We start from the raw sequence: 15696 nt of genomic DNA, 5'->3' as shown, positions 1-15696 counted from the left end.
GCCGGTCGTCCGCTCCTTGAATCTCAACATCCTCTGGAGAGCACCATGCCCCAATCAGCCGAAAAGATCCTCGACCACGAACTGCTGTTCCGCGAGCCCGAGTACCAGGACATCTTCCGCAACAAGAAGGCGTCGTTCGAGTTCAACCACTCCGACGAGAGCATCAAGCAGATCGTCGAGTGGACCAAGACCGAAGACTACAAACAGAAGAACTTCGCCCGCGAGTCGCTGGCCGTGAACCCGGCCAAGGCCTGCCAGCCGCTGGGCGCCGTGTACGTGGCCAACGGCTTCCAGAAGACCCTGAGCTTCGTGCACGGCAGCCAGGGTTGCGTGGCCTACTACCGCTCGCATTTCAGCCGCCATTTCAAGGAGCCCACGTCCTGCGTGAGCTCGTCCATGACGGAAGACGCGGCCGTGTTCGGTGGCCTGAACAACATGGTCGACGGCCTGGCCAACGCCTACAGCCTGTACCAGCCCGACATGATCGCGGTGTCCACCACCTGCATGGCCGAAGTGATCGGCGACGACGTGGACGCCTTCATCAAGACCAGCAAGCAGAAAGGCAGCGTGCCCGAAGAGTTCGACGTGCCGTTTGCCCACACCCCGGCCTTCGTCGGCAGCCACATCACCGGCTACGACAACGCGCTGCTGGGCATCCTGCGCCACTTCTGGGACGGCAAGGCCAAGACCACCGAACCCCTGGTGCGCGTGCCCGACGACAGCATCAACTTCATCGGCGGCTTCGACGGTTTCGTGGTCGGCAACATGAAGGAAATCCGCCGCATCTTCGATCTGTTCGGCGTCAAGGTGAACATCATCTGCGACCCGAGCGGCAACTGGAACACGCCCACCGACGGCGAGTTCCGCATGTACGCCGGTGGCACCTCGAAAGAAGAAGTGATCGCCGCGCTGCACGCCAAGGCCACCATCGTGTTCCAGGAGTTCTGCTGCGAGAAGACCAGCAAGTTCATCGCCGAACACGGCCAGGAAGTCGTCACGCTGAACGCCCCCATCGGCGTGGCCGGTACCGACCAGTTCCTGATGGAAATCTCGCGCCTGACCGGCAAGCCGATCCCGGCCGAGCTGGAGAAAGAGCGCGGCGAACTGGTGGACGCCATGGCCGACAGCCAGGCCCACCTGCACGGCAAGCGCTACGCCCTGTATGGCGACCCGGACCAGCTGCTGGGCTACACGCAGTTCCTGCTGGAGCTCGGCGCCGAGCCGGCCCATGTGCTCGCCACCAACGGTACCGAAACCTGGGCCGCCAAGGTGCAAGCCCTGTTCGATGCCTCGCCCTACGGCGCGGGCTGCAAGGTCTACCCCAAGCGCGATCTGTGGCACCTGCGTTCGCTGCTGTTCACCGAGCCGGTGGACTTCCTGATCGGCAACACCTACGGCAAGTACCTGGAGCGCGACACCAAGACCCCGCTGGTGCGCATGGTGTTCCCGATCTTCGATCGCCACCACTACCACCGTTTCCCCACCTGGGGCTACGAAGGCGGCATGCGCGTGCTGGTCACCCTGCTCGACGAGTTCTTCGAGACGCTGGACGCGAACACCATCGTGGCGGGCAAGACGGACTACAGCTACGACATTATTCGGTGAATGTGCCCCCCCCCCCGCGCCGCGCTGCGCGCGTCACCCCCCAGGGGGCGCCGCTGGCGGCCGGGCAAAGCCCGTTCCGCGGCGGCCTCGGTGTGGAACCCTTCGCGCCGGGTTGCGCTCGTCACTCCTACCCGGAGGGCGATGCCTGCGGCTCGGCAGAGCCGGTTCTGCGGCGGCCTGGGTGGGGCGCGGGGTTACTTCCTATCTTTTCGAGGTGCTTTATGGCCAATGCGACGTTCAGTTCCTCACCTGTGCTTGTGGACTCGACAACCCGTCCGGCGCTGGACGTGGTCCACGTCAAGACCACCTTGGACGGTCGCAAGGTCGAGGTGATCGATGGCTGGGTCTGTCTGGGCGGCGTGCGGGAAACCGACAGCCTGATCCCGCTGGATGAACACCCGAACCGCCAGGCCATCGCGCAGGCGGTGCCCGGGGCCTCGCATGTGGCGGGGCGCCTGCCGCTGACGCTGGCCGAGGCCGCCGTGGCGCAGGGCGCGCTGTCGGCCGCGCAACGCCACTTCGACGCCAGCCCCGCCGGCATCACGCAGCGCATCCGCAAGGCCGTGTGGACCAAGACGGCTGCCGACGGTGTGGAGTGACGCGGCTTCGCTTTCGTACGCCAAAAACCGTTCGCACTGAGCCTGTCGAAGTGCTTGCGCCATCAGAGAAGACCATGATCTATGTGGTGGAAGTGCCCGAACATGCCGCGCCGCGCGCCTGGTTCGCCTACGACGCGGCCGACTTCGCCCGCAAGGTCGCGGCCGGCGACCCGCTGGAACCCTGGGAGATCCACGACCAGCTGACCGCGCGGCGCCTGTTCGAAGACCTCGGCCACGCCGAGGTGGATGCACTGGCGCGCGAGCGCTACCCGGCCATCTGCGCGCTGGGCGACAGCCACGGCTGGGACACCGCTCTGTACCGGGCCGACCACCTGCTCGGCGCCGGCGTGCTGAGCTCCGAGCCCGTGAGCGAGACCGCCGCCCACGAAGCCGCGCTGGCCGCGCGCGGCGGCTTCACCTGCATCTACCACGGCGACCGCGACGCCATCGGCGCGTTTGAAGGCGCCGACCCGCGCATCGCTGGCCAGGCGCACTGGCACGCGCGGCGTGCGCTCTACGAGCAGTTGGTGGCGCTGGAAGTGCTGGCCGACGACAACTGACGCAGCGCTGTCGGGCCGTCTGCGTTTTCCGCCCTGCACCCCCCGACAGCGGGCGCGCATCCGCAAGCATCTCTTCAGCGTTCTCTCGGGCTTGGAGCCCCTCGCCCGATGTCGGAAAACCGCCGTCGCAATCCCTCCAAAACCGCCACAGCAAAAGCGCTTGAACCACCTGGGACGGCAGAACGGGCCTTTACGCGGCGTTTTCCGGCTGGCACCCAAATTGCAACGAGGACCACAACCCACTTCTCTGGAGTCCGCCATGTCTGTATCGCTCAAGGCCAAGATCGCCGAAGTGTTCGAAGAGCCCGGTTGCGACAAGAACCAGGGCAAGAGTGAGAAGGAGCGCAAGAAGGGTTGCACCAAGCAGCTCTCGCCTGGCGCGGCGGCCGGTGGCTGCGCGTTTGACGGCGCCAAGATCGCGCTGCAGCCGGTGGTGGACGTGGCGCACCTGGTGCATGGCCCGATCGCCTGCGAGGGCAACTCGTGGGACAACCGGCACAGCGCGTCGTCGGGCTCGCAGCTCTACCGCAGCGGCTTCACCACCGACATCAGCGAACTCGACGTGATCTACGGTGGCGAGAAGCGTCTGTTCAAGTCCATCCGCGAAATCATTGAAAAGTACGACCCGCCCGCGGTGTTCGTCTACCAGACCTGCGTTACGGCGCTGGTGGGCGACGACATCGAGGCGGTGTGCCAGCGCGCCAGCGCGAAGTTCGGCAAGCCGGTGATCCCGGTCAACGCGCCGGGTTTCGCCGGCCCGAAAAACCTGGGCAACAAGCTGGGGGCCGAAGCGCTGCTTGATTACGTGATCGGCACGCGCGAGCCGGCGTTCACCACGCCGTACGACATCAACATCATTGGCGAATACAACCTGGTGGGTGAACTCTGGCAGGTCAAACCGCTGCTCGACGCTCTGGGCATCCGCATCCTCTCGTGCATCTCGGGCGACGGCCGCTACAACGAGATCGCCAGCGCCCACCGCGCCAAGGTGAACATGATGGTGTGCTCCAAGTCGATGATCAACATCGCGACCAAGATGGAGCAGCGCTGGGGCATTCCGTATTTCGAGGGTTCGTTCTACGGCATCGGCGACATGAGCGAGACCCTGCGCCAGATTGCCCGCCTGCTGGTGAAGCAAGGCGCGCCCGACGATCTGATCGATCGCACCGAGCGCCTGATCGAGGTGGAGGAGGCGCGTGCCTGGAAGCGCATCGCCGGGTACCGGAAGCGCCTGCAGGGCAAGCGCGTGCTGCTGATCACGGGCGGGGTGAAGTCCTGGTCGGTGGTGGCGGCGCTGCAGGAGGGCGGCATGGAGATCGTCGGCACCAGCGTCAAGAAGAGCACCAAGGAAGACAAGGAAAAGATCAAGGAGATCATGGGCGAGGGCGCCGACGCCCACATGATCGACGACATGACGCCGCGCGAGATGTACGCCATGTTGCGCGACGCCAAGGCCGACATCATGTTGTCGGGCGGGCGCTCGCAGTTCGTGGCGCTCAAGGCGCGCATGCCCTGGCTGGACATCAACCAGGAGCGCCACCACCCCTATGGCGGCTACGAGGGCATGGTGGAGCTGGTGGCCGAGATCGACCGCGCCATCTTCAACCCGGTGTGGCAGCAGGTGCGCATCCCCGCGCCCTGGGGCGACGACGGTGAGAGCCTGGGCGCGGTGATGCCCACGGCCTCCACCGATCACCTGAGCGGCATCGCGGCCAAGGCCATGGGTCTCGAACCCGAAGAAATCCCCGTTTGACGCAACCCCTCAGGACAACAGCCATGGCACGCGTCGTCGAATCCAAAAAGGCCTGCACGGTCAACCCGCTGAAGATGAGCCAGCCGCTGGGCGCGAGCTTCGCTTTTCTGGGGCTGGACGCCTGCATGCCGGTGATGCACGGCTCGCAGGGCTGTACCTCGTTTGGCTTGGTGCTGCTGGTGCGGCACTTCAAGGAAGCCATTCCGTTGCAGACCACGGCAATGAACGAGGTCACGTCCATCCTGGGCGGCTACGACAACATCGAAGCGGCGCTGCTCAACATCCGCAAACGCGCCGCGCCCAAGCTCATCGCCATCTGCTCCACGGGCCTGACCGAAACCAAGGGCGACGACGTGGACGGCTACATCGCCACGGTGCGCAAACGCAAGCCCGAGCTGGACGACACCGAGATCGTCTACGTGTCCACGCCCGACTACGTGGGTGCGTTTGAAGACGGCTTCAAACACGCCATCACGGCCATCGTGAAAACGCTGGTCAAGCCGCTGCCGGTGGTGGCCGACCAGATCACGCTGCTGCCGGGCAGCCACCTTTCGCCGGGCGACATCGACGAACTGCGCGAGATCGTCCAGGCCTTTGGCCTGAACCCCGTCGTGCTGCCCGACATCTCGGGTTCGCTGGACGGCCACATTCCGCCCGACTGGCGCGGCACCACGCTGGGCGGCACCACGCTGGAAGACATCCGCCGCGCCGGCGCTTCGGCCTTCACCATCGGCGTGGGCGAGCAGACCCGCGAAGGCGCCGAGGCCCTGCAGGCCATCGCCGGCACGCCGCTGGAGATCTTCGAGCGGCTCAGCGGCCTGGAGGTGAACGACCGCCTGCTGCAGCGCCTCTCGAAACTCTCGGGCAAGCCGGTTCCGGCCCGGTACCGCCGCCAGCGCAGCCAGTTGCTCGACGCCATGCTCGACGGCCATTTCTACACCGGGGGCGTGAAGGTGGCCATTGGCGCCGAGCCCGATCTGCTGCTGGCCGTGGGCGGCCTGCTGCACGAGATGGGCGCCGAGCTGCGCTGCTGCGTGAGCACCACCAAGTCGGCCGCGCACGCGCTGCTGCCGGCTCAGGAGGTGTTGCTGGGCGACCTGGAAGACCTGGAGGCGGGCGCGGCCGATTGCGATCTGCTGATCACCCACTCCCACGGCCGCCAGGCCGCCGAGCGCCTGGACAAGCCGTTCCTGCGCATCGGCTTTCCGGTGTTCGACCGCATCGGCAACGCCCACCGTGTGCAGGTGGGTTACCGCGGCACCATGAACCTGATCTTCGAGATCGCCAACCTGATGATCGGGCGCATCGCGCACCACCACGCGGGCGACTGGCCCCTCACGCCCGAGGCCCGGCGCGCGGCGACCCACGTCGCCACCAGCGCCGAAGCCCCGGACACCACCACGCTGGCCTCGGCCAGTGCCTGAATTCCAAGGAGAAACGTCATGAAAATCGCCTTCGCCACCCAGGACAAGGTGCACGTGGATGCGCACTTTGGCTGGGCCAAGAGCATCGTGGTGTACGAGGTCACCCCCGAAGGGCAGCAGTTCGTCGAGAGCTTCGAGTTTGGCGACAAGCTCGAAGAAGACGGCGACGAGGACAAGCTCGCGCCCAAGCTCGAAGCCATCCACGACGTGGCCATCCTGTACGTGGCGGCCATCGGCGGCTCGGGCGCGGCGCGCGTCGTGGCTATGAAGATCCACCCCATCAAGGTGCCGCAGCCCGAACCCATCGCCACCATCCTGGACAAGCTGCAGACGGTGCTGCAGGGCACGCCGCCGCCCTGGCTGCGCAAGGCCATGGCCAAGGCCGGCGAGCGCGTGCACGACTTTGAAGACGACGAGGTGACCCCATGACCGCCAGCGCCAGCATCGACACCCCCAGCGACGCCAGCAGCGACGAGGCCCTGCTGGCCACGCCCTTCGTGCAGCAACTGATCAAGCAGATGCGCGCGCAGGACACGCACGGCACCTGGGACGGCAAGAGCGACCTGCAACTGCTCAAGCCCTACATCCACACCGCCGAGGAGCGCCGCGCCCTGCCCATCCTGGGCGACCCGGACCCCGAGACGCTGTGGCACCTGGAGATTTTCTACAACGCCATCGCCGTGGCGATCGAGCGCGAAACCGGCCAGATGGTCTCGCCCATGATGAAGATGAGCCACGAGGGTTTTGGCCGCATGGTGCTGATCGCGGGCCGGCTGGTGGTGGTGAACAAGCAGCTGCGCGACGTGCACCGCTTCGGCTTTTCGTCGCTGGCCAAGCTGGCCGAAGCCGGCGGCAAGTTCCTGGAAGAGGCCGTGACCATGATCCGCAGCTACCCCGAGGTGGCGCAGTACGGAGCCTGACCATGAGCGAAACCGCCGACGAACTGAAGCTGCGCATCCGCAAGCTCAACGCCCAGGCCACGCAAGCCAAGATGGACCTGCACGACCTGTCCGAGGACCTGCCCACCGGCTGGGAAAAGATCCCCGAAGTGTCCCGGCGCTGCCACGACGCCCACGCCGCGCTGATGGCGGCGCGCCAGGCGCTGGCCGCGGCCACGGACTGAACCCGCCCGACGGAGAGAACCCATGAGCCAGACCTTCAACGTGACCCTGCCCAGCGGCGCCACCTGGACGCCGACCTTCGTGGCCGCGCTGGACGAGGAAAAGTGCATCGGCTGCGGCCGCTGCTTCAAGGTGTGCCCGCGCGGCGTGCTCGAACTCGTCGGCCTCAACGAGGACGGTGAATACGTGCACGTCGACGAGGACGACGATGACGACGACGAGTACGAGAAAAAGGTGATGACGCTGGCGCACAAGGAGCTGTGCATCGGCTGCACCGCCTGCGCCCGCATCTGCCCCAAGAAGTGCTACACGCACGCAGCGGCCCCCGTTTGACATGAGCCCACCCCCGTCGCTTGCCCGCTTCGCGTGGCCGCATCCCCCCTCAAGGGGGCGACACCAGCCGTCCGGCGAAGCCGGCCCGGCGGTGCCACCCGGTCCGATTGCCTCATGCGTCACGGATTGCCCTCCGGCGCCGAGCCCCGACTGGGCCGCGCTGGCCGCCCGCATGCAGACGCGGCGCGACGAGATCGACGATCTGATGGGCCTGCTGCGCGATCACACCGACCCCGCGGCCGGCAGCGCCGAGGCGGCCGAGGCCGTGGCCTGGGCCATCGCCTGCGCCAGCCTGGGCGACCAGCACCTCTGGCAGGACCTGCGCCTGCCCTCGCGGGTGGAACTCTCAGCCCTGATCGGACACTGGTTCCCGGCGCTGGCGGCGCGCAACACCCAGCACATGAAGTGGAAGAAGTTCTTTTACCGGCAGCTGTGCCTGCGCGAGGACCTGCTGATCTGCAAGTCGCCCAGCTGTGGCGTCTGCAGCGACCGCAGCCTGTGCTTCGGCGCCGAGTGAATCAAGCGCTGGCGCGGCGTTCCAGCCACTGCAGCCGCACCAGCCCGGTGGACAGCGCGGTGCCGCAGACGATGATGAGCCCGCAGATCACCATCCAGGGCGTGATGCGTTCGCCCAGGAAGAATCCGCCGTAGAGCAGGGCGAACACCGGCACCAGGAAGGTGACGGTGAGGGCCTTGCTCGGGCCGGCCTTCTCGATGATGTGGAAAAACAGGATGTAGGCGATGGCGGTGCAGAACAGCGCCACCGCGGCCAGCGCACCCCAGGCCGTGGCGCTCACGGGCTGTTCGGGCCAGAGCCAGAGCGTGGGCAGGGCCAGGCCCAGGGCCGCGCCGATCTGGCTGCCGGTGGCGGTGGCCAGCGGATGGGCGCCGGTGAGGTAACGTTTGGTGAAACTCGCGGCGATGCCGTAACACAGCGTGGCCAACAGGCAGGCGCCCATGGCCAGCAGGGTGGTGCCGGTGGAGCCGGCCCCGGCCACCCCGGTGGCGCTGAAGCCGGATTTGCCGAGCACCAGCAGCGTCACGCCCACGAAACCGATCCCCAGGCCCAGCATGCGCGAGCCGCCCGGGCGGTCCTTGAGCCAGAGCCAGGCCACCACCGCGCCCAGCAGCGGCACGGTGGCGTTGAGGATGGACGTGAGGCCGGTGGTGATGTGCATCACCGCGAAGGAAAACAGCGCGAACGGGATGCCCGAGTTGAGCAGGCCCACGAAGAGGATGGGCTTGGCGCGCAGGCGGAAGTCGGCCCAGACGCCTTTGAGCAGAAACACCGGCAGCAGGAACAGCGCCGCCAGCGCCACCCGCAGGCCCGCCGTGGGCAGCGCTCCGAACTCGGCCGCGCCCAGGCGCATGAAGAGGAAGGACGAGCCCCAGAGGGCGGCGAGCAGGAAGAATTCAAGAATGAGGGCGGGCGACATGGGCTCAGTGTGCCGGCAAAGGCTGTGCGGCGGGGCGGCCCGTTGATGATGTTTGCTCCGGCCATTGATGCGCTTTGTCGATCAATGCGCCTTCGAGCCGCAACAGGGCCCGCTTGCGGTCCAGCCCGCCGGCATAGCCCGTCAGTGAACCGTTGCCGCCGACCACGCGGTGGCAGGGCACCACGATGCCCAGCGGATTGCGCCCGATGGCCGCGCCCACCGCGCGCACCGCGGCCGGCCGTTCGATCTGGCGCGCCATGTCGCCGTAGCTGCGGGTGTGGCCCGCCGGGATGCCAAGCAGGGCCAGCCACACCGCGCGCTGGAACGGCGTGCCGCCCGAGAGGTCCAGCGGCAGGTCGAAGTCCAGCCGTTCGCCCCGGAAGTAGGCGTCCAGTTGCGCGGCAGCGGTGCGCAGCAGGGGGTGGTCGTGGTCGATGGGCCAGCGTTGCACCTGTTGCGGCGGGGGCTCGTGGCGCTGGTCGGCGTACCACACGCCGGCCAGTCCCCGGGAGCTGGCGGCCAGCAACAGCGGGCCCAGGGGGGACGGGAGGGTGGTTTGAACCGCTTGCGGTAGGAAGCTCATGGTGTGTCGTCCTGGGTGGAGGGCTCGGTGAGAGCCTCGGTGGGGCTTTCGACGCCGTTCGTGGCGCAGTGCGTGGCGCCGTCCGTGACGCCAGGGGGCTCTGGGCGGGCGTGGCAGCCCGCCCAGGCGCGGATCACGGCGTAGCTGCGCCAGGGTTGCCAGGCGGCGGCCTGGCGCGCGGCTTCGTTGGCCGCGGCCGGGCCCTTGAGCTCGACCAGACCCAGGGCCTGCTGCAGCGCCACGTCGCCACGGGGCCAGGCGTCGGGCCAGCGCAGGGCGCGCATGGCGATGTACTGCGCGGTCCAGGGGCCGATGCCGGGCAGGGCCAGCAGGGCCTGGGTGGTGAGCGCCAGGTCGGCGTGGCCGCTCAGGTCGAGCTGGCCGCTGGCCACGGCGCGCGCCAGTGCCTGGATCGCGGCCTGGCGCTGGCGCACGATGCCCAGTTCGCCCAGCGCCTGTGGCTCGGCCTCGGCCAGGGCCTGGGGCGTGGGAAACAGGCGGTGCAGGGCCGGTTCGGGTGTGGCGATGGGCTCGCCAAAACGCTCCAGCAGGCGGGTGGCCATGGTGCGCGCCGCCGCCACGGTGATCTGCTGGCCCAGCACCGCGCGCACCGCCAGCTCGAAACCGTCGAAGCAGCCGGGCACCCGCAGGCCGTCGCCACCGGGAAAGTCGGCCTGCAGCACGGCGTTGATGGCCTGCGGATCGGCGTCCAGGTCGAACAGCGCGCGCACCCGCCAGATCACGCTGGGCAGCACCGCGTGCAGGCTGTCGCTCACGCGCAGCAGCAGCCGGTGGGCCGCCAGGTCGAGCTGCGCGTCCAGCCAGCCGGTATGCGGCTGCCCGGCCACCGTCAGCCGCACCGTGCGCTGCAGGCGCAGGGCATCGGTGTTCACGCACTCGACGCCAGGCAGCGCCCGGGTGCCCAGGAAGCCCAGCATCGCCACCGCGTCGTACGGTGGCCGCCACGACAGGCGCACCGTGCCGGCGTGGCCGGTCGGTGTGCGCGAGGGCGTGGCCAGGGTCAGCGGGTTGCGGCGCATCTGGGTGGGGCTCAGGCCGTAGCGCGCCTGGATGGCCGCGTTGAAGCGGCGCAGGCTGGCGAAACCGCTGGCCTGCGCGACCTGGGTGACTGGCAGGGTGGTGTCGGCCAGCAGCTGTTTGGCGGTCAGCAGCTTGCGGGTCTGCAGGTACTGCAGCGGGGAGACGCCGAGCCGGGCCTCGAAAATGCGCCGCAGGTGGCGGTCGCTCACGCCCATGCGGTCGGCCAGCCGGCTCACGGTGGCGCCTTCGGTCGCGGCGTCCAGCCAGGACTGGGGGTCGTCGAGCAGGCGCGTGGCCTGTTGCACCAGGATGGTGGAGGCGTCTTCCAGCGACCAGTGGCGCTCCAGTGGCGCCAGTTCGGGGCGGCAGCGCAGGCAGGGACGGAAGCCGGCCCGCTCGGCCTGGGCGGCATGGTCAAAAAAACGGCAGTTCTCGCGCCGCGGCGTGCGCACCCGGCAGACCGGCCGGCAGTAGACCCCGGTGGAGGTGACGCCGATGAAAAAGCGCCCGTCAAAGCGCGCGTCGTGGGAACACAGCGCGCGGTAGCGGGCGTCGTCGTCGGGGCGTCGGGGGGTGTCCATGGGCTGCATGGTACGGCGATCACCGGGGCCTGACTGGCCGTTTCCGGACATGTCCCTGCCGAACGGGGCGCAAAAAGCCCCCCAGCCCGGCCACCTACAATCCACGGTATCGGCGTATCCAGAGATTGAGACAATTACATGCAAGTTGCCGCATCCATCTTCAAGGCCTACGACATTCGGGGCGTGGTCCCGGCCTCCCTCAACGAGGCGGTGGCTGAGGCCCTTGGCCTGGCTTTCGGAACCCAGGCCCGCCAGCAGGGCGAAAACACCGTGGCCGTGGGCCGCGATGGCCGCCTGAGCGGCCCGGCCCTGTCGGCCGCCCTGATCCGCGGCCTGGTGGCCGCCGGTGTGGACGTGATCGACATCGGTCTGGCGACCACCCCCATGCTGTATTTCGCGGCCAGCACGCTGTGCAGGAGCGGCATCCAAGTCACGGGCAGCCACAACCCCAAGGATTACAACGGGTTCAAGATGGTGCTGGGCGGCCGCGCCATCTACGGTGAGGACATCCAGGCCCTGCGCCGCATGATGGAGACCGATAGCCACCGCTTCGCCGACGGTGGGCGCGTGCGCCATGTGAACGTGCTGGCGCCTTATACCGATCGCATCGTTGGCGACGTGAAGCTCTCGCGGCCGATGAAGGTGGTGGTGGACTGCGGCAACGGCATCGCCGGGGCTTCGGCGCCGGCGCTGTTCCGTGCGCTGGGCTGCGAGGTGATCGAGCTCTTCAGCGAGGTCGATGGCAACTTCCCCAACCACCACCCGGACCCGAGCAAGCCCGAGAACCTGCAGGACGTGATCCGCACCCTGCGCGAGACCGACGCCGAGCTGGGCCTGGCCTTCGATGGCGACGGTGACCGCCTGGGCATCGTCACCAAGGACGGCAACAACATCTACCCCGACCGCCAGATGATCCTGTTTTCGCAGGACGTGCTCTCGCGCGTGCCGGGCGGCAACATCGTCTTCGACGTGAAGTGCTCGCAGCGCCTGGCCCCGGCCATCGAGGCCGCCGGTGGTGTGGCCCACATCTACAAGACCGGCCACTCGCTGATCAAGGCGCGCATGAAAGAGCTGGACAGTCCGCTCGGCGGTGAAATGAGTGGTCACATCTTTTTCAAAGAGCGTTGGTACGGCTTTGACGACGGCACCTACGCCGGCGCGCGCCTGCTGGAAATCCTCAGCCGCAGCCCCGACGCCAACGCCGTGCTCAACGCCTTGCCCACCAGCTTCAGCACGCCCGAGCTCAATGTGGCCTGCGCCGAGGGCGAGCCGCACGCCGTGGTCGAAAAGCTCGTGGCGCTCGCGCATTTCGATGCGCCCGCGAAGGTCTCGACCATCGATGGCGTGCGCGTGGACTGGCCGGACGGCTTCGGCCTGATCCGGGCCTCCAACACCACGCCCGTGCTGGTGTTGCGTTTTGAAGGGCACACCACCGAAGCCCTGCACCGCATCGAAACCGCCATGCTGGGCCTGCTGCTGCAGGGCAAGCCGGACGCGGTGGTGGGTGCGAGCGCCCATTGAGCTCCCTTGAGCCCATCCTTGCCCGCGCAGCCACCTGAAACAGCACCCGTGGTCACGGCTTTGCTGAACCAGGTCACCGTGGTGGTGGTGACCCATGAGAGCGCGCATTGCCTGCGCGGGCTCGATGGCCTGCTCTCGCAGTGCCCGCACGTGATCGTGTCCGACAACGGCAGCGCCGACGGCACCCCCGAGCAGGCGCAGCGGCTGTGGCCGCACGCCCACGTGCTGCGCCATGGCCGCAATCTGGGCTTTGGCGCGGCCAACAACCGGGCGCTGGACGCGGTGCGGACCCCGTTCGCCTTTTTGCTCAACCCCGATTGCCAGCTCACGGTCGAGGGCCTGGGTGAACTGATCTCGGCCGCGCACGAGTTGAGCGACGCGGCGATCCTGGCGCCGCAGCTGGTGAGCGTCACCGGCAAGCCGGAGATCAACTACCGCTGGCCCAAGACGCGGTGGCTGTCCACGGGCCCGCGTGCCAGTGGGCCGGTCTGCGTGGGGTTCGTCTGTGGCGCGGCCATGCTGTTCCGCATGGCCCGGTTCGAGAAGGTCGGCTTCTTCGACGAACAGTTTTTCCTGTACTACGAGGACGACGACCTTTGCCTGCGGCTGTTCAACGCGCACCTGCCGATGGTGCTGCTGCCGCAGGTGCAGGCCGTGCATTTCTCGCGGGGTTCGGTCAAGGGGGCCGCGCCGTGGCGCAGCGAGTACGTGCGGGGGTACCACCATGCGCAGTCCAAGCTGATCTTCGCGGTGAAGCACCAGTCGCTGGAGACCGCGCTGCAGCTGCGCCGCTATCTGCTGCTGACCACCACGCTGGCGATGCCGTTGCGGCTGATCGCCTTCTCTCCCAAGTTGCTGGCGCGCATGTGGGGCCGGTGGAGGGGTTTGATGGAGTGGAAACGTCATGATTGAAGATCAAGACAAAAAACCGACTCTGTGCATCGGCATCCTGACGCTCAACGAAGAGCGCCGCATCGCCGCGTGCATCGACAACGCGGGCTTTGCCGATCAGATCATCGTGATCGACAGCGGCAGCACCGACCGCACCTGCGAGATCGCCACCGAAAAGGGTGCCGAGGTCCATCGGTACGCCGACTGGCAGGGCTTCGCGGTCCAGCGCAACCGCCTGCTCGAGCACGTGCGCACCGACTACATCTTCTTCCTCGATGCCGATGAGACGATTCCCGCGCCGCTGAGGCAGGAAATCCAGCAAGCGGTCGAAACCCGCACCGAGGCGGTCTGGAAGGTCTTCTGGGAACAGGTGGCCTTTGGCACGCCGCTCACCCGCATGACCAAGGTGGCCGGTGGCGTGAGGCGCCTGTTCGCCATGACGAACATCCTGCGCTACGAGGGCGTGGTGCACGAGCACGCCATCCTGCGCAACCCGGACACGCCCGAGCAGGCCTTCAAGGGCCGGTTGCTGCACCACTCCCGCGAAACCGTCTATGGCAGCCTGCTCAAGCTGGCGCAGTATGCGCAGCTCGGCGCCGTGCGGCGTGCCCAGGCCGGGAAAAAGGGCGGTATCCGGCGCGGCCTGGCGTCGGCCTTGATGAATTTCGTGCGGTTCTATTTCTTTCGCAAAGGGTTTCTCTGCGGTGGACCGGGCTTTCTTTTTTGCCTGGTGGTTTCGCTGGAGTGCTTTTTCCGGTACGCGATACTGAAATACGATCCGATGTCGGAAAACGCCGATGTGGTCAAGCGTTGAATCCCGGTGCCCAAGCCAATGCACAAGAACAAGGATTGCGAAAGATGTCCACGTTGCTGGGACCCGGTAGAAACACGCTACAAACAAATGACCCTCGTGAATTCCACGTTGCGCGTCCGGTGGACCGACATGACGGTGGTCGCCCCATGAGCCTGCCGCATCCCGGCGCCGGGATGGACGCCCTGTGCAGCAAAGCCGCCGCCTTGACCCTGGTGGCGGTGTTCGCCGCGTTCCCGGTGTCCGTGGCGCTGGCCAATTCCTTGATGGCCCTGACCCTGGTGCTGCTGCTGCCCAGGGTGTTCCGGCACGGCACCCGATGTGTCGATGCTTCGATTCTCAAGAACCCGGTGGCCTGGCCGGTGTTCTGTCTGGCGGCCTACATCCTGCTCGCGGCCACCTGGTCGCCGGCCGAATGGATCGACATCGGGGGGTATTTCAAGAAATACCTCAAGTTCCTGTTGCTGCCCATTTTCATCACGCTGCTGTTCGAGAAGAAAACGCGGGTGCTGTGCTGGAAGGCCTTCGCGCTGGCCATGTTGTTCACCCTGGTGTCCACCTGGCTCAACGTCTGGACCTCCATTCCCTGGTCGCGCACCGACAACCAGGGATTTGGCGTGGACCACACGGTGTTCAAGGACTACATCTCCCAGGGCATCATGATGGCGTTCTTCGTGTGCCTGTGCGCCTTCTGGGCCATCCGGGCGCACTCCCGCAAGGCCGCCGTGGGCTGGTGGCTGGTGGCGGCTCTGGGGGCTGCCAGCATCCTGTTCCTCTCCGCGGGGCGCACCGGCTACTTGAGCCTGCTGTTCTCGACCCTGGTGTTCGGCATCTTTTTCGTGGGCGCCCGCATCAAGAAGGTGCTGGGCATCCTGGTCGGCGCGTTGGCTGTGCTGACGGTGGCGTTCCTGGTGTCGCCGCAGTTCCAGCACCGCAGCATGCAGGCCTGGGAAGAAGCGCGCAGCAGCAGCCTGTCCACCGTGACCTCGGTGGGTGCGCGGGTGGAGGTCTGGCGTTTCGTGGTGAAGAACTCGTCGGAACGTTCGCTGCTGGGGGCCGGGACGGCGTCGTATCCCGTGCTGGCCCAGAGCTATTTCAAAGACCCGCAGTTTTGTGCCACGGTCTGCCCGCATCCCCACAACCAGTTTCTGCTGTTCTTCTTCGAGCTGGGTCTGGTGGGGCTGTTGCTGTTCTTTTGGCTGCTGTTCGTGATCGTGCGCCAGGCGTTCCGGTATCCGCGGGCCCACCGGGCCCTGATGCTGTCGTTCGTCGCCGTTCTGGTGACGTCGAACATGACGCACAGCTCGTTCTGGCTGTCCACCGAGAGCCATTTCTTCATCATGATGATGGCGCTGCTGATGGCGTCGGCCGGTTCGAGCCGTGCCGTGCCGCCACCGGGTGCGGCAGCCGACGCTCCAGCGCCGCAGCCTTGATGGT

General features: G+C 67.2%; 17 protein-coding genes. 14 read left to right on the top strand and 3 right to left on the bottom strand.

The window, feature by feature from the left end; all coding sequences use genetic code 11:
- The first annotated feature begins 45 nt into the window (after window positions 1-45).
- The 10 genes from nifK (at window position 46) to AC07YZ_RS24545 (ending at window position 7912) form a co-directional block, all read left to right on the top strand.
- Window positions 46-1605, top strand: coding sequence for a nitrogenase molybdenum-iron protein subunit beta (nifK, locus tag AC07YZ_RS24590; RefSeq protein ID WP_494796683.1), 1560 nt, complete (start codon window positions 46-48; stop codon window positions 1603-1605).
- Between the two features lie 257 nt (window positions 1606-1862).
- On the top strand, window positions 1863-2204 hold the full coding sequence (locus AC07YZ_RS24585; RefSeq protein WP_226492253.1) for a hypothetical protein: 342 nt from the start codon (window positions 1863-1865) through the stop codon (window positions 2202-2204).
- A gap of 50 nt (window positions 2205-2254) precedes the next feature.
- Window positions 2255-2764, top strand: a complete 510-nt coding sequence (locus AC07YZ_RS24580) for a hypothetical protein (protein WP_494796682.1) — start codon at window positions 2255-2257, stop codon at window positions 2762-2764.
- 259 nt (window positions 2765-3023) lie between these two features.
- Entirely contained in the window at window positions 3024-4517 is a 1494-nt protein-coding gene (gene nifE, locus AC07YZ_RS24575; protein ID WP_494796681.1) for a nitrogenase iron-molybdenum cofactor biosynthesis protein NifE, read from the top strand.
- A 23-nt stretch (window positions 4518-4540) separates the two neighbouring features.
- Complete coding sequence (gene nifN, locus AC07YZ_RS24570) at window positions 4541-5941, top strand: nitrogenase iron-molybdenum cofactor biosynthesis protein NifN (RefSeq protein ID WP_226492256.1); 1401 nt, start codon at window positions 4541-4543, stop codon at window positions 5939-5941.
- Between the two features lie 18 nt (window positions 5942-5959).
- On the top strand, window positions 5960-6370 hold the full coding sequence (gene nifX, locus AC07YZ_RS24565) for a nitrogen fixation protein NifX (protein ID WP_226492257.1): 411 nt from the start codon (window positions 5960-5962) through the stop codon (window positions 6368-6370).
- Window positions 6367-6861 carry a NifX-associated nitrogen fixation protein gene (locus tag AC07YZ_RS24560; protein WP_494796680.1) on the top strand — a complete coding sequence of 165 codons (495 nt, stop codon included), beginning with the start codon at window positions 6367-6369 and terminating at the stop codon, window positions 6859-6861. Before nifX ends, AC07YZ_RS24560 begins: the two co-directional genes overlap by 4 nt.
- 2 nt (window positions 6862-6863) lie before the next feature.
- Window positions 6864-7064 carry a CCE_0567 family metalloprotein gene (locus tag AC07YZ_RS24555; RefSeq protein WP_226492259.1) on the top strand — a complete coding sequence of 67 codons (201 nt, stop codon included), beginning with the start codon at window positions 6864-6866 and terminating at the stop codon, window positions 7062-7064.
- Window positions 7065-7086: 22 nt separating this feature from the next.
- Window positions 7087-7395: a ferredoxin III, nif-specific gene (gene fdxB, locus AC07YZ_RS24550; RefSeq protein ID WP_226492260.1), complete on the top strand. Its 309-nt coding sequence runs from the start codon at window positions 7087-7089 to the stop codon at window positions 7393-7395.
- Window positions 7396-7567: 172 nt separating this feature from the next.
- Window positions 7568-7912, top strand: a complete 345-nt coding sequence (locus AC07YZ_RS24545; protein WP_494796679.1) for a nitrogen fixation protein NifQ — start codon at window positions 7568-7570, stop codon at window positions 7910-7912.
- A 1-nt stretch (window position 7913) separates the two neighbouring features.
- Here the strand turns inward: AC07YZ_RS24545 and AC07YZ_RS24540 are convergent, their stop codons facing one another.
- Genes AC07YZ_RS24540 through AC07YZ_RS24530 form a run of 3 tightly spaced genes read right to left on the bottom strand, consistent with a single transcriptional unit; the run spans window position 7914 to window position 11036 of the window.
- Window positions 7914-8831, bottom strand: coding sequence for a DMT family transporter (locus AC07YZ_RS24540; RefSeq protein WP_226492261.1), 918 nt, complete (start codon window positions 8829-8831; stop codon window positions 7914-7916).
- 4 nt (window positions 8832-8835) lie between these two features.
- Window positions 8836-9414, bottom strand: a complete 579-nt coding sequence (locus AC07YZ_RS24535) for a methylated-DNA--[protein]-cysteine S-methyltransferase (protein ID WP_494796678.1) — start codon at window positions 9412-9414, stop codon at window positions 8836-8838.
- Window positions 9411-11036 carry a DNA-3-methyladenine glycosylase 2 family protein gene (locus tag AC07YZ_RS24530; RefSeq protein WP_494796677.1) on the bottom strand — a complete coding sequence of 542 codons (1626 nt, stop codon included), beginning with the start codon at window positions 11034-11036 and terminating at the stop codon, window positions 9411-9413. Before AC07YZ_RS24530 ends, AC07YZ_RS24535 begins: the two co-directional genes overlap by 4 nt.
- Before the next feature lie 138 nt (window positions 11037-11174).
- On the opposite strand from AC07YZ_RS24530, the gene AC07YZ_RS24525 reads away from it, so the two are divergent.
- From AC07YZ_RS24525 to AC07YZ_RS24510, 4 genes are all read left to right on the top strand, one after another.
- Entirely contained in the window at window positions 11175-12557 is a 1383-nt protein-coding gene (locus AC07YZ_RS24525) for a phosphomannomutase/phosphoglucomutase (protein WP_494796676.1), read from the top strand.
- Window positions 12558-12563: 6 nt separating this feature from the next.
- Window positions 12564-13469, top strand: coding sequence for a glycosyltransferase family 2 protein (locus AC07YZ_RS24520; RefSeq protein WP_494796675.1), 906 nt, complete (start codon window positions 12564-12566; stop codon window positions 13467-13469).
- Entirely contained in the window at window positions 13462-14262 is an 801-nt protein-coding gene (locus tag AC07YZ_RS24515) for a glycosyltransferase family 2 protein (RefSeq protein ID WP_226492266.1), read from the top strand. The genes AC07YZ_RS24520 and AC07YZ_RS24515 overlap by 8 nt, the downstream gene beginning before the upstream one ends.
- A 146-nt stretch (window positions 14263-14408) precedes the next feature.
- Entirely contained in the window at window positions 14409-15692 is a 1284-nt protein-coding gene (locus AC07YZ_RS24510; RefSeq protein ID WP_494796674.1) for an O-antigen ligase family protein, read from the top strand.
- Window positions 15693-15696 lie beyond the last annotated feature (4 nt).

This window comes from Hydrogenophaga sp. GW101-3F08, from assembly GCF_059424585.1.
This window is presented reverse-complemented; position numbering and strand designations above follow the sequence as displayed.

What these genes read in the sequence shown, in the direction of transcription:
- AC07YZ_RS24555 (WP_226492259.1), top strand. Translation starts at nt 6,864, where the DNA reads ATGAGCGAAACCGCCGACGAACTGAAGCTGCGCATCCGCAAGCTCAAC.
- AC07YZ_RS24515 (WP_226492266.1), top strand. Translation starts at nt 13,462, where the DNA reads ATGATTGAAGATCAAGACAAAAAACCGACTCTGTGCATCGGCATCCTG.
- AC07YZ_RS24540 (WP_226492261.1), bottom strand. Translation starts at nt 8,831, where the DNA reads ATGTCGCCCGCCCTCATTCTTGAATTCTTCCTGCTCGCCGCCCTCTGG.
- nifK (WP_494796683.1), top strand. Translation starts at nt 46, where the DNA reads ATGCCCCAATCAGCCGAAAAGATCCTCGACCACGAACTGCTGTTCCGC.
- AC07YZ_RS24535 (WP_494796678.1), bottom strand. Translation starts at nt 9,414, where the DNA reads ATGAGCTTCCTACCGCAAGCGGTTCAAACCACCCTCCCGTCCCCCCTG.
- nifN (WP_226492256.1), top strand. Translation starts at nt 4,541, where the DNA reads ATGGCACGCGTCGTCGAATCCAAAAAGGCCTGCACGGTCAACCCGCTG.
- nifX (WP_226492257.1), top strand. Translation starts at nt 5,960, where the DNA reads ATGAAAATCGCCTTCGCCACCCAGGACAAGGTGCACGTGGATGCGCAC.
- AC07YZ_RS24545 (WP_494796679.1), top strand. Translation starts at nt 7,568, where the DNA reads ATGCAGACGCGGCGCGACGAGATCGACGATCTGATGGGCCTGCTGCGC.
- AC07YZ_RS24525 (WP_494796676.1), top strand. Translation starts at nt 11,175, where the DNA reads ATGCAAGTTGCCGCATCCATCTTCAAGGCCTACGACATTCGGGGCGTG.
- AC07YZ_RS24560 (WP_494796680.1), top strand. Translation starts at nt 6,367, where the DNA reads ATGACCGCCAGCGCCAGCATCGACACCCCCAGCGACGCCAGCAGCGAC.
- nifE (WP_494796681.1), top strand. Translation starts at nt 3,024, where the DNA reads ATGTCTGTATCGCTCAAGGCCAAGATCGCCGAAGTGTTCGAAGAGCCC.
- AC07YZ_RS24510 (WP_494796674.1), top strand. Translation starts at nt 14,409, where the DNA reads ATGAGCCTGCCGCATCCCGGCGCCGGGATGGACGCCCTGTGCAGCAAA.
- AC07YZ_RS24530 (WP_494796677.1), bottom strand. Translation starts at nt 11,036, where the DNA reads ATGGACACCCCCCGACGCCCCGACGACGACGCCCGCTACCGCGCGCTG.
- fdxB (WP_226492260.1), top strand. Translation starts at nt 7,087, where the DNA reads ATGAGCCAGACCTTCAACGTGACCCTGCCCAGCGGCGCCACCTGGACG.